This is a genomic window from Pseudofrankia coriaricola, assembly GCF_032027725.1.
Taxonomy (GTDB): domain Bacteria; phylum Actinomycetota; class Actinomycetes; order Frankiales; family Frankiaceae; genus Pseudofrankia.
In genome coordinates this window covers 104,453-117,861 of sequence record NZ_JASNFO010000050.1, presented here as the reverse complement: position 1 = coordinate 117,861, position 13,409 = coordinate 104,453, and the positions used below count along the sequence as shown (strand labels likewise).

The following is a 13,409-nucleotide window of genomic DNA, read 5'->3' as shown; positions in this document are numbered from 1 at the left end:
CTGAGCCGTCCGCGCCGGTACGGTCCGCGCCGGTACGGTCCGCGCCGGTACGGTCCGCGCAGTACTGGGTGAACCGTACCGGCGCGTCAGGTCTGGCGGCTCACGTTTCCAGGGAAAGAGGTCATGACGGCCAGGGCCGCCGGGTAGGCCGTCGGCGGGGCGGGAGGGTGGTCGAATGGACGCGCCCGACCGGCTCCAACCAGCCGAGCTGGCGGGGTGTGCGTGTGCCAGCGACGAGGCTTCGCGTCCCAGCCAGCCCGACAGCCCCGAGAGCCGGCCTCCACAGGAAAGGGCCAGCCGATGACCGGTGCGGCGGAATTCGCCACCATCCAGCCAGCCAGGTCCACCGCCGATCCGGCAACAAGGCCCCGCGCCGGCGCCAGCGTCGCGGGGCCGCTCACGGATGAGGAGGTGGCGCTGCTTGACGCCTACTGGCGGGCGGCGAACTACCTGTCCGTCGGGCAGATCTACCTGCTGGACAACCCCCTGCTGCGGGAACCGCTCGAGTCGGCGCACATCAAGCCGCGCCTGCTCGGCCACTGGGGCACCACCCCGGGCCTCAACCTGATCTACGCGCACCTCAACCGGGTGATCAAGGCGCGTGACCTCGACATGATGTACGTCATCGGTCCGGGTCACGGCGGTCCCGGCATCGTCGCGAACGCGTATCTCGAGGGCACCTACTCCGAGATCTACCCGACGGTCAGCCAGGACGAGGCCGGGATACGCCGGTTGTTCCGGCAGTTCTCGTTTCCGGGTGGAATTCCCAGCCACGTCGCGCCGGAGACGCCCGGCTCGATCCACGAGGGCGGCGAGCTGGGCTACGCCCTCGCGCACGCCTATGGTGCCGCGTTCGACAACCCCGACCTGGTGGTGGCCTGCGTCGTCGGGGACGGCGAGGCCGAGACCGGCCCGCTCGCCGCCAGCTGGCACTCGAACAAGTTCCTCGACCCGGCCCGGGACGGCGCGGTCCTGCCGATCCTGCACCTCAACGGCTACAAGATCGCGCAGGCGACCGTGCTCGCCCGCATCCCCGAGGCCGAGCTGGACGCGCTGATGCGCGGCTACGGCTATGCCCCGCTGCACGTCACCGCCGAGGCCGGCGACGACCCGGCCGAAGGGCGCGCGACGATGGCGGAGCCTGGCGCGCCCGGAGGCTGCCCAGCCGGTATCGCCGAGGCGCACCGCCGGCTCGCCACCGTCCTGGACGAGGCGCTCGACGAGATCACCAGGATCCAGCGCGAGGCCAGGGCCGCTGTGGCCGCGGGCGGGGAAGCGCCCCGCCCGGCCTGGCCGATGATCGTGCTCCGTTCCCCCAAGGGCTGGACCGGGCCGCGTACCGTCGCCGGCAAGCCCGTCGAGGGGACCTGGCGCGCGCACCAGGTCCCGATCACCGACGCGCGAGCGAACCCCGATCGGATCGCCGAACTCGCCGACTGGATGCGCGGCTACCGCCCCGAGGAGCTGTTCGACGCCGCCGGCCGGCCGCGACCGGAGCTGACGGCGCTCGCGCCGGCGGGGCGGCGGCGGATGAGCGCCAACCCGCACGCCAACGGCGGCGAGCTGCTGCGGGACCTCACCCTGCCCGACTTCCGGGACTACGCCGTCGACGTGGCGGCGCCCGGCACCGCGTCGACCTCGGCGACGACCGTGCTCGGCCACCTGCTGCGCGACGTCATCCTGGCCAACCCGACCACGTTCCGGCTGATGGGCCCCGACGAGACCGCCTCGAACCGGCTGGGCGCCGTCTTCGATGTCACCGACCGGGTCTGGGAAGGCGAGATCCTGCCGACCGACGAGCACCTCGCCCGGGCGGGCCGGGTGATGGAGGTACTTTCCGAACACCTGTGCCAGGGCTGGCTGGAGGGCTACCTGCTCACCGGCCGGCACGGCCTCTTCTCCTGCTACGAGGCGTTCATCCACATCGTCGACTCGATGGTCAACCAGCACGCCAAGTGGCTGAAGACCACCCGCGAGATCCCGTGGCGCCGCCCGATCGCGTCACTGAACTACCTGCTCACCAGCCACGTCTGGCGGCAGGACCACAACGGCTTCTCGCACCAGGACCCCGGCTTCATCGACCACGTCGTCAACAAGAAGGCGGAGGTCGTCCGGGTCTACCTGCCGCCGGACACGAACACGCTGCTGTCGGTCGCCGACCACTGTCTGCGCAGCCGGAACTACATCAACGTGATCGTCGCCGGTAAGCAGCCGGCGCTGAACTACCTGACCATGGAGCAGGCGATCGCCCACTCCACCCGGGGCCTGGGCATCTGGGACTTCGCCAGCAATGACCAGGACGCCACTGGTGGCGCCGGCGCCGGTGGTGACGGGCTTCCGGATGTGGTGATGGCGTGCGCCGGCGACGTGCCGACGCTCGAGACGCTGGCCGCCGTGGACCTGCTGCGCCGCCACCTCCCATGGCTGCGGGTCCGGGTGGTGAACGTCGTCGACCTGATGGCCCTGCAGAGCGAGAGCGAGCATCCGCACGGCATCTCCGACGCCCGGTTCGACGCGCTCTTCACCCCCGACCGGCCGGTCATCTTCGCTCACCACGGGTACCCGTGGTTGATCCACCGGCTGACGTACCGGCGGACCAACCACCACAATCTCCACGTCCGCGGCTACATCGAGGAGGGAACCACAACGACGCCGTTCGACATGGTGATGATGAACGGGCTCGACCGCTTCCATCTGGTCGCCGACGTGATCGACCGGGTGCCGTCGCTGGGCGCGCGGGCCGCGCACGTCCGCCAGGAGATGGTCGACGAGCGGCTACGGGTCCGTGCTTACACCCGCGAGCACGGCGAGGACCCGCCCGAGATCCGCGACTGGGTCTGGCCCTACTAGTGATCCTGGGGACAACGGCCGCCGGGTGTGCGAAGGAAGATCATTTTCGCACACCCTTTGGCCCTCTAGTTTTTCCGAAACAGGCCGCCGGAGGCGCGAAGGAAGAGCATTGTCGCGCCTCCTTTGGCCCTACTGACCGGGACGGGTGCCGCCGTGGATGTGCTGGTGGTCAACGCGGGCTCGGCGACGCTCAAGCTCGCGCTCGTCGCGCCCGACGACACCCTGTTCGGCGCGCGTGAGCTGGCCGCTCCCGCCGGCCGCGCGGACCTCACGGAGCTCCGCGCGGCGGTCGACGAGCTGCTCGCCCGGCGGCGCGGCGAACAGGGCGAGACGGCCGCGGGCCCGGTCGCCGTCGGCCACCGGATCGTGCACGGCGGCACCGCGTTCACCGCGCCGGTGCGTGTCGACGACGCGGTCGCCGCGCGCCTGGCCGAGCTGACGGCGCTCGCGCCGCTGCATCAGCCGGCGGCGCTGGCCGCGCTCGGCGAGGTGTGCGAGGTGCTGCCGGACGCCGTCCAGGTCGCGTGCTTCGACACCGCCTTCCACGCCACCCTGCCGCCGGCGGCCGCCACCTACGCGGTGCCGGCGGTCTGGCGGGAGCGGCACGGCATCCGCCGCTATGGCTTCCACGGGCTTTCGCACGCCTACGCGTCCCGGCGCGCGGCCGAGCTCGTGACCGCCGCGGGCGCTGCCGGCGGCGCCGGCGCTCGTCGCGTCGTGACCTGCCACCTCGGCTCGGGCGCGTCGCTCGCGGCCGTCCGTGACGGGGTGAGTGTCGACACGACCATGGGGTTCACTCCGTTGGAAGGGCTGGTCATGGCCACCCGGTCCGGTGACGTCGACCCGGGGCTGCTGCTCTGGCTGCAGACATCGGCGGGGATGAGCGCCCAGGAGCTCACCGAGGCGCTCTTTCACGCCTCCGGGCTGGCCGCGTTGGCTGGCACCTCCGACATGCGAGCCGTCGTCGAGCGCGCCGGTCGGCAGGAGGAGGCCGCGGTGCTGGCCCTGGCGGTCTACCTGCACCGGCTGCGCGCCGGGATCGCGGCGATGGCGGCCTCGCTCGGGGGCCTGGACGCCCTGGTGTTCACCGGCGGCGTCGGCGAGCGCTCAGCCCAGGTCCGCGCCGCCGCGGCCGACGGCCTGGCCTTCCTCGGCGTCGCCGTCGACCCGGCCCGCAACGCGGGCCACGATCCGGCCGCCGGCGAGGACACCGACCTCACGGCCGCCGGGGCTCCCGTCCGTACCTTCGTGATCGCCGCCCGCGAGGACCTGGAAATAGCCCGCGGCGTCCGCGAGATCCTGTCGGAAGAGTGACTGCCGGGGCGGCCCAAACGGGTGGCACCCCGGCCATGGGCATGTCGGCGGCCTGACAGCCCGTCAGCCTCCCGGTACGAGAAGACGACAAATCTCCCATTCGGGTGTAGCTTCCCCGGACGAAAGTCTGGCATCGCCGTTTTTGCTTATTTTGTTTATCGGTAGAGATCCTGGTGGGGATCGCTGTCGCGGCCGGGCTCGGTCGCGGGGGCTGGCCAGCGAGCCGGAGCGGATACGCCATGATCTTCCGGAGCCACAGGCATCCGGAGAAGAAGGGGTTGCGTCATGCCAAGAATCGGAGGTCGCGACCTCGCGACCGGCGACATCGGGGTCATGGGGGCTGGCCTCCTCATGTTCATCTTCAGTTTCCTGCCGTGGTACGGCGTGAAGGTCGGTGGTACGAGCGTCGGTGGCGCGAGCGCCAGCGCGAACGCGTGGCACATGGGGTTCGCCGCCTGGTTCTCCGTCCTGCTCTGCCTGGCTGTCGCCGGGCTCGTCGCCGCGCAGGTGTTCGCCGGCTTCCGGGTGCCCACGCTCGGCCCGGTCCAGCCGGCGCTGGCGTTCGTTGGCGCCGGTGGGCTCGCGGTGGTGCTGATCCTGCTCCGCTGGGTGACCTACGACCGGCCCGACAGTGGGGATTCTGCCTTCTTCGGCGGGTCGATCGAGGCCGGCGCGCGGGCTGGGACGTACCTCGGCCTGATCGCCGCCATCGCGCTCACCGCGTTCGCCTTCCTCCGGTTCCGCAGCGGCGCGACGACGCCGGCGGGCGGCCCTCAGCCGCCGTACGGCCAGCCGCAGGGGTGGCCGCAGGGCACGCAGCCCGGCCAGTGGCCGCAGGGGCAGCAGCAGGTCCCGCCGCCGGGCGCGTGGCCGCAGGGCCCGCCGCAGGGGCAGCCCCAGGGCGGCTGGCAGCAGCAGCCGCCGCAGGGGCGGCCACAGGGCGGCTGGCAGCAGCCGACGCCGCCTCCGCAGGGCGGCTGGCAGCAGCAGCCGCCGCAGGGCGGCTGGCCGGGCGGCCAGCAGTAGTCGGTAGGAGGCGCCGACCTGATCGGTGCCGTCTTTGGTCGAGGTGTCCCGGCGAGCGTGCGTTCGCCTCTCCGGGGCACCTCGACCCGTTTCCGGGTCCCGACCCGGAAACTCGGCGACGTTGCCCCTTGCCTGTCAGCACCCGGCGCGGATGACCGCGCCATCAGGGCCGTGCCGGCGCGATCACCCTGCCTGGCCGTGATCAGGTCGACCGCGGTGGTGTCCATCCGCCGCTGACCACGGGGGAGGGCGCCCCGGCGCCCGATGGCGGGCGCGCGGTGCCCGCCGCCGAGTCGGCCGGCCGGTGCCAGCCGAGGGCACGCAGGCCGGAGAGGATGGCGAGCGCCACCAGCAGCGCGAGCAGGGTGGCCTTGACCGGGCCGAGGACCCAGGCGGCGAGGCTGCTGCGCTCGCGGGTGAGCAGGATCGTCGCGGCGAACGACGACGGGACGGTGATGACCGCGACCGCGTCCGGGCCCAGCTCGACCGGAAGCGCCGCGAGGCCCACCGCCATCGCCATCAGGACGCCGATGGCGACAGTCACCCGGGAGACGTCCGGCGAGACCGACAGGCCGACCGCCAGGCGCGCTCGGCTCGGCCTGCGCACGTCCGTCGTGTAGTAGGCGTACACCTCGCGGTTGTCCTGCACATCCTCGACGTACGTCCGCTCGACCGGGCGGTTGTAGAGGTCGAGGACGACCGGGTGGCTGATCTCGATACTGCTGTCGTCGGTGCCGATGCTGACGTGGTAGCTGCCCACGCCGGGGTCCAGGTCGACCAGGGCCACCGGATTGGCCAGCGCCAGGCCCCCGGCCGCCGCCCGCCACCGGGACGCATGGCGGGCGGGCGGGCGGCGGACCAGCTGCGCGCGCCGCTCCTCGGCCATCTTGATCAGTGACGGCCGGTACGGGTCGAGGGTGACCTGTGCCAGCGCCTCCCAGCGCCGGCCGTACTCGGCGATCGTCGAGAGCACGGGCACCGCCCGCGACCCCGCGGCGACCAGGTCGTCGACCCAGTCGACGAAGACCGTCAGATACCGGTCGATGTCGTCGACTGTGGGCTCATCGGGCAGCTCGGGGTCGCGCCGCAGTTCGCCGGCCGCGAGCAGCAGGGTGTCGGCGCTGGACAGCGGGTCGAACGGCTCGTCCAACGCCGTGAGAAGCGCGTCCTGCACCGCCTCGACGCGCCCGGTCCAGCGGCGCAGCGTCGGCTCGGGCACCGACAGGTCGGCTTCCCTGGCCAGGTACTCCCCGAGGGCGCGCAGCGACAGCGGCCGAGGTGTTCGTCCGTCCGGCGCGCGGTGGCGGGGCGTCAGGCCCGGCCGATTGCCCGAGAGCCGGCCGGGCCGGAACCGGCTGATCGCGTCCACCATGCGCCGGGCTTCCGGCGGCGGCAGGTACCCGATCTCGTTCGCCAGCAGGGCGACCACATATCCCTGAATCACAACCGAGGTGGAATAGGGCACCAGGTGGGCGTCGGATCCGTTCGGGCCGGTCAGGTTGAACGCGACCAGCGCCCGTTTCGGCAGCGTCGAGACCGGCAGCAGCAGCGACACCTCGGCGGGTAGCCGGCCACGGGTGTCGAGCCGGTGGGTGGCCGGCACGACCGCGTTCAGCAGGCCGTCCAGCGGGCCCCAGTTGATCGAGCGGGCGAGCTCGGCCCGGTTCGCCGACAGGAGGGTGAACTGGTCGACGACCCGGCGGCGCACCCCGCGGAGCTCCGGCGGCGGCACGAGCAGCGCCGTCGTGACCTCGTGGACGTCGGTCAGGTCGAGCACCGGCGCCGCGTCCGCGTCGTCCCGGCGGCGCCAGCGGCGTCGCGGGTCGGCGCCTCGTGACCCGGCACCATTCCCCGGCGGGCTGGCTCCGGCCATCAGCGCTCCGTCAGGTTCACGGTCGTCAGGGTGATGGTCACGCAGGCACATTAGGCGCTTTCCCGCCGATTCCGCTCAAGGCGGGCCCGGCTGGCTCCGCGCCGGTCCTGAGGCGGGGCGGATCGCGGCCCCGTGGTCCTCGCGGCGGACCTTTCGCGTTCGTCGCCGACGGGCATCGCCGGTCCCGCCGGGACCCGGGATCCGGTGGCCGCGGGGGCGATCGGGACCGGTCCCGACGCCCGGCGGACCGGGTTGACGCCGCCAGGCGTGCCGACGGGCCGCGCACCGGCGCGGCGTCCGATACCCTGATCGCAGACCCAGGGCCAGTGTCACCGACGCGGTGGCCGTCGAGGCAGCGCTGCTGTCGAGGCGGCACGGTTGAGAAGCAATGGACGGTTGATCATGCCGAAGAACTTCGGTCTTGGTGTCTCTGTGCGCAGGTCCCCGGTGGTGGCCGGCCGGCCGTTGGCCCGCCTGGGCCGCCGCGAGCTGTGGCAGCGCCTCGACCGCAACATGCTCGTCCTCGGCCGCCTGGGTGCCCGCCGGTCGCGCGCCTCCGCGCAGCGGTAACGCGGGCGGCAGCCCCGCGGGCTCTTGGGCGCGACGGGGCACTGGGCGGGAGAATGACGCTGGCGGTGCGACAGGCGCGGCGCCGGCGTGACGGCTGACTTTGGCGTCGATGGCGCGAGGGGTCCCCGCCGGCCGAGCCTGGCCGGGCCGGATGTACTGACCAGCGCCGACCACCGCTTGGCGGATCGGTGGGGAAGTAGGGGTGTGGGAGGTGCCAGCTAGCGTGGCCGGTATGTCAGTGTTGCCCCCCGCGCCGTTCGGGCGCCTGATCACCGCGATGGTGACGCCGTTCCTCCCGGACGGCGCCCTCGATCTCGACGGCGCCGCGGCGCTGGCCTCCCATCTGGTGGACGCCGGCAGCGACGGCCTGGTGATCAGTGGCACTACTGGCGAGTCGCCCACCACCTCGGACGACGAGAAGGACCAGCTGCTGCGCGTGGTCCTCAAGGCTGTCGGTGACCGCGCCAGCGTGATCGCCGGGGTCGGCACCTATGACACCCGGCACACCGTCGAGCTGGCCAGGGCCGCCGAGCGGGCCGGCGCGCACGGCCTGCTGGTCGTGACGCCTTACTACAGCAAGCCGCCGCAGGCCGGTCTCGCCCGGCATTTCCGGATGGTCGCGGACGCTACCGGCCTGCCCGTAATGATCTATGACATCCCCGGCCGCTCCGGGGTGCCGGTGGCCAGCGAGACGCTGCTCGCGCTCGCCGAGCACCCGAACATCGTCGCGGTGAAGGACGCGAAGGCCGACCTGGAGAGCTCTTCGCGGGTCATAGCCAACTCGTCGCTGGCGTACTACTCCGGCGACGACGCGCTCACCCTGCCGCTGCTCTCGGTCGGTGCCGTCGGCCTCGTCAGTGTGGTCGCGCACGTCGGGGCGCCCTCCCTACGGGCCATGATCGCCGCCTTCGACGCGGGCGACCCGGTCACCGCGCGACGCCTGCACCAGGGCATGCTGCCCATCTTCAAGGGAATTTTCCGAACTCAGGGAGTGATTACGACGAAGGCCGCCCTGACCTTGCGAGGCCTACCGGCTGGGCCGGTGCGCCCACCGCTGGTCGACGCCACCGACGCGGAGATCGACCAGCTCCGCCTGGACCTGGCCGCGGCCGTGCTGGAGCCGCCCGCGGTCCCGGCGTTCGCCGCGGCGCCGGCGGGGGCGGCCGCCTCATGAGCCATCCGCACCCGGGGCTCGGGGCCCCGCCGCCGCTGCCCGTCGAGGGCCTGCGGATCATCCCGCTCGGCGGTCTCGGTGAGATCGGCCGGAACATGACCGTCTTCGAGCACGACGGCCGGCTGTTGATCGTCGACTGTGGCGTGCTGTTCCCGGAGACCGACCAGCCGGGCGTCGACCTGATCCTGCCGGACTTCACCGCGATCCGGGACCGTCTCGACGACATCGAGGCGGTCATCCTCACCCACGCGCATGAGGACCACATCGGCGCGGTCCCCTACCTTCTGCGCGAGCGGGCCGACATTCCGCTGGTCGGCACCCGCCTGACGCTGGCGCTGATGGTCGCCAAGCTGCAGGAGCACCGGATCAGGCCGGTGACGCTGCAGATCACCGAGGAGGAGCGGCACAGCTTCGGCCCGTTCGACTGCGAGTTCCTCGCCGTCAACCACTCCATCCCGGACGCGGTCGCGGTCGCGATCCGCACCTCCGCCGGGCTGGTGCTGCACACCGGCGACTTCAAGATGGACCAGCTGCCGCTCGACGGCCGGCTCACCGACCTCGGCGGCTTCGCCCGCCTCGGCCTGGAGGGCATCGACCTGCTGATGTCCGACTCGACGAACGCCGAGGTCCCCGGCTTCGTCACCTCGGAGCGGGAGATCGCCCCGGTGCTCGACGGGGTGTTCCGCGAAGCCGGCAAGCGGATCATCGTGGCCTGTTTCGCCAGCCACGTGCACCGTGTGCAGCAGGTCCTCGACGCCGCCGAGGCGCATGGCCGTTCGGTCTGCTTCATCGGCCGCTCGATGGTCCGCAACATGGGGGTCGCCCGCGACCTGGGCCTGCTGCGGGTTCCGCCGGGCCTGGTCATCGACGCCCGTGACGTCGAGTCGCTGCCCGACCGCAACATCTGCCTGATCTCGACCGGCTCGCAGGGCGAACCGCTGTCGGCGCTGTCGCGGATGGCCAACCGCGACCACGCGATCCGGATCGAGGCCGGCGACACGGTCGTGCTCGCCTCCAGCCTGATCCCCGGCAACGAGGAGTCCGTCTACCGCGTCATCAACGGCCTGACCCGCTGGGGCGCCAAGGTCGTCCACAAGGGCATCGCCAAGGTGCACACCTCCGGGCACGCGCCCGCCGGCGAGCTGCTCTACGTCCTCAACGCCACGCGGCCGTCGAACATGATGCCGATCCACGGCGAGTGGCGGCACCTCCGGGCGCACGCCGCGCTCGCCGAGCTGACCGGACTGCCCGCCGAGCGGATCGTGCTCGCCGAGGACGGCATGGTCGTCGACCTCGTCGAGGGCCAGGCGTCGATCACCGGCGCCGTGCCGTGCGGCTACGTCTACGTCGACGGCGTCGCCGTCGGCGACGTCGGCGAGTCGAGCCTGAAGGACCGGCGCATCCTCGGCGAGGAGGGCTTCATCACGATCACCGCGGTGGTGGACGCCGCGGCCGGCAAGGTCGTCGCCGGGCCGGACTTCGTCGCTCGTGGCTTCTCTGACGACAGGGCCGCCATCGAGAAGGTGCGCAAGATGGTCGCCGACGGCCTCGCCGACGGCATGCGCAACGGCATGACCGACGCGAGCGCTCTCCAGCAGCTCGTCCGTCGCATCGTCGGCCGCTGGGTCAGCGACACCTACCGCCGCCGCCCCATGATCGTCCCCGTCGTCGTCGAAGTCTGACAAGGCGCTGGGACGCCCTGTTGATCGGGCGCTGAGCGCCCTCCCGGGACCGCCGCGGCGCGCCCGGAAGGTCGGGGATGCCAGGAGTGGCTGGGGCGGGCTTGTAACGTGCTCATGTGGCCACACGCACGACCGGGGCGGGCGCGCGATCCCGGGAAGGATCGGCCACGTCCCGGGCCGCCAGCGCTCGCAGTCGGCCTGCCCGGGGACGTGGCGCGGGCGCGAGCCGTCCGTCGGGTGGGTCCGGCGGCGGGCGCGCTCGCCGCGCGTCCGGGGGGACACCCTTCTCACTTGCCGTCGCCGCGTGGCTGCTGCGGGGCGTCGCGCGGCTGTGGATGGCGCTCGCGACCGTGTTCGGTACCTCGCTGCGGCATGTTCGCCGTGGCAGCCGAGAGCTGCGGATCGACCCGGAGCACCGGCGCGACGGTGCCGGGCTCGCGACGCTTGGCGGGGCGATCCTCACGATGGCCGCGTTGTGGTTCCACGCCGCCGGGCCGGTCGGCACCGCGCTGAGTTCCCTGCTGCGCCTGCTGTTCGGTGCTGGAGCGCTGTTGTTGCCGGTGATCGGGTTCAGCGCGTCATGGCGGCTGGTACGGGCCCCGGCCGACCCGGACAGCCGCGGCCGGGTGACTATCGGCTGGGTCGCGGCGACACTCGGCGGGCTCGGCTTCTACCACGTGGTGCGTGGGATCCCCGACTTCGGCGACGGGACGAAGGAACTGCGGGCCGCCGGTGGCGCGGCTGGCTTCATCGCCTCCTCGCCGCTGGCGGCCGCGGTCACGCCGTACGTCGCCGCGCCGCTGCTGATCCTGCTCGCGCTCTTCGGCGTACTGGTCATCACGCGGACGCCGTTGAGGCAGGTCCCGATGCTGACCCGCGGTCTTGTCGACCGGCTGGCCGCCGGCGTCCGGGAAGACCGCGACAACCAGCGGGGGACGGCGGCCCGCGGCCCGCGCCGCGCTATCGGTCCCGGCGACGACCCGGACGTCTTCGACGACGCCGACGAGCTGGCCGGCGAGCCTGGCCGGGCCGGGCTCGCGGACGAGCTGCTCGCCGGCGGCGCGCCCGCGGGGGGCCGCGGCAGGGGCCGGAGCCGGCGCCGTGCCGGCGCGGCCGCCGCCGATGTGTACGACGCCGACACCGAGCTCACCGGCCCGGCGGGCCGGAGGGTTCCGCCGCCTGACGGGCACGGCGCCGGTGTGGCCTCCGGCGACATCCTCGACCTCGACCTTGGCCTGGACCTCGGCCCCGATGGCGATGTCGAGGAGCCGGCGGCGCCCGTGCGGCGCCCGCCGCGGCAGCGCAAGCCGGCTGGAGCGGGCGGCGCCACGGCCGGAGCCGCTTCGACCGCGGGGGCGGACGGCGAGATCGAGCACCTGGTGCCGGTGCCGGTCGAGGGTGACTATGTGCTTCCGTCGCCGACGTTGCTGAAGTCCGGCACCCCACCGAAGGTGCGGTCGGCCGCGACCGACACGGTGATCGCGTCATTGACGGACGTGTTCTCCCAGTTCAAGGTGGATGCCCGGGTCACCGGGTTCACTCGGGGCCCGACGGTCACCCGGTATGAGGTGGAGCTGGGCTCCGCTGTCAAGGTCGAACGGATTACCCAGCTGGCGAAGAACATTGCCTACGCGGTGAAGAGCCCGGATGTGCGGATCATCAGCCCGATCCCGGGGAAGAGCGCGGTCGGCGTCGAGATCCCGAACACCGACCGGGAGCTGGTGTCCCTCGGTGACGTCCTGCGCAGCGCCGACGCCACCGGCAACCCACACCCGCTGGTGGTCGGGCTCGGCAAGGACATCGAGGGTGGCTACGTCCTGGCGAACCTGGCGAAGATGCCGCACATCCTCATCGCCGGCGCGACCGGGGCCGGCAAGTCGACGTGCATCAACACGCTCATCACGAGCGTGCTCGCGCGCGCGACGCCGGACCAGGTGCGGATGGTGCTCGTCGACCCCAAGCGGGTCGAGCTGACCAGCTATCAGGGAATTCCTCACCTCATCACCCCCATCATCACGAACCCGAAAAAGGCGTCCGAAGCGCTGCAGTGGGTCGTGAAGGAGATGGAAAATCGCTACGAGGATCTCGCGGCCTGCGGTGTACGCCATGTGGATGACTTCAACCGCAAGGTGCGCAACGGCGAGATCGTCGCCCCGCCCGGCTCGGAGCGTGTCTACACGCCCTACCCATACATCCTGGCGATCGTCGACGAGCTCGCGGACCTGATGATGGTCGCCCCGCGCGACGTCGAGGACGCGATCTGCCGGATCACCGCGATGGCCCGGGCCGTCGGCATCCACCTGGTGCTCGCGACCCAGCGCCCGTCGGTCGACGTCGTCACCGGCCTGATCAAGGCCAACGTCCCGTCGCGGCTGGCGTTCGCCACCGCGTCGCTGGCCGACAGCCGCACCATCCTCGACCAGGCCGGTGCCGAGAAGCTCGTCGGCCTGGGAGACGCGCTGTTCCTGCCGATGGGGGCGAGCAAGCCGGCTCGCATCCAGGGCGCCTACGTCTCCGAGGACGAGATCGCCGCGATCGTCGACCACACCAAGGAGCAGGCCCCTCCGGCGTTCCGCGAGGACGTGTTCGAGGAGGATGCCGGCCCGCGCAAGGAGATCGACGAGGACATCGGCGACGACATGCAGCTGTTCCTGCAGGCCGTCGAGCTGGTCGTCAGTACCCAGTTCGGCTCGACGTCGATGCTGCAGCGCAAGTTGCGGGTGGGTTTCGCCAAGGCCGGCCGGCTCATGGACCTGATGGAGAGCCGGGGGATCGTCGGCCCGAGCGAGGGCTCGAAGGCTCGTGATGTCCTGGTGATGCCAGATGAGCTGGAAGGACTTCTTGTTACCTTGCGGAGTGGCTGACGTTGGTCAGTTGGTCCCATCGGGAGCGGCGACGGGTTTCGACGAGCGGCGTGGAA

Annotated in this window: 8 protein-coding genes; 7 read left to right on the top strand and 1 reads right to left on the bottom strand. The window is 72.2% G+C overall.

All coding sequences use genetic code 11. The features are described 5' to 3' along the window. The first annotated feature begins 300 nt into the window (after window positions 1-300). The 3 genes from QOZ89_RS26515 to QOZ89_RS26505 all read left to right on the top strand — a co-directional run bounded on the left by QOZ89_RS26515 (window position 301) and on the right by QOZ89_RS26505 (window position 5,190). Entirely contained in the window at window positions 301-2,850 is a 2,550-nt protein-coding gene (locus QOZ89_RS26515; protein ID WP_083419083.1) for a phosphoketolase family protein, read from the top strand. Window positions 2,851-3,003: 153 nt separating this feature from the next. Beyond that, entirely contained in the window at window positions 3,004-4,164 is a 1,161-nt protein-coding gene (locus QOZ89_RS26510) for an acetate/propionate family kinase (RefSeq protein ID WP_071050634.1), read from the top strand. Between the two features lie 285 nt (window positions 4,165-4,449). After that, window positions 4,450-5,190: a hypothetical protein gene (locus QOZ89_RS26505; protein WP_071050532.1), complete on the top strand. Its 741-nt coding sequence runs from the start codon at window positions 4,450-4,452 to the stop codon at window positions 5,188-5,190. Window positions 5,191-5,392: 202 nt separating this feature from the next. Here the strand turns inward: QOZ89_RS26505 and QOZ89_RS26500 are convergent, their stop codons facing one another. Continuing rightward, entirely contained in the window at window positions 5,393-7,063 is a 1,671-nt protein-coding gene (locus QOZ89_RS26500) for a hypothetical protein (RefSeq protein WP_071050633.1), read from the bottom strand. 402 nt (window positions 7,064-7,465) lie between these two features. Between QOZ89_RS26500 and QOZ89_RS26495 the strand changes: the two genes are divergently transcribed. The 4 genes from QOZ89_RS26495 to QOZ89_RS26480 all read left to right on the top strand — a co-directional run bounded on the left by QOZ89_RS26495 (window position 7,466) and on the right by QOZ89_RS26480 (window position 13,353). Further along, complete coding sequence (locus QOZ89_RS26495; RefSeq protein WP_198543361.1) at window positions 7,466-7,633, top strand: hypothetical protein; 168 nt, start codon at window positions 7,466-7,468, stop codon at window positions 7,631-7,633. Between the two features lie 232 nt (window positions 7,634-7,865). After that, window positions 7,866-8,807 carry a 4-hydroxy-tetrahydrodipicolinate synthase gene (gene dapA / locus QOZ89_RS26490; RefSeq protein ID WP_198543360.1) on the top strand — a complete coding sequence of 314 codons (942 nt, stop codon included), beginning with the start codon at window positions 7,866-7,868 and terminating at the stop codon, window positions 8,805-8,807. Then, window positions 8,804-10,489: a ribonuclease J gene (locus QOZ89_RS26485; protein WP_071050530.1), complete on the top strand. Its 1,686-nt coding sequence runs from the start codon at window positions 8,804-8,806 to the stop codon at window positions 10,487-10,489. Before dapA ends, QOZ89_RS26485 begins: the two co-directional genes overlap by 4 nt. 335 nt (window positions 10,490-10,824) lie before the next feature. Beyond that, window positions 10,825-13,353 (top strand): DNA translocase FtsK, encoded by a 2,529-nt coding sequence (locus QOZ89_RS26480; protein ID WP_241841938.1) that lies wholly within the window; start codon window positions 10,825-10,827, stop codon window positions 13,351-13,353. Window positions 13,354-13,409 lie beyond the last annotated feature (56 nt).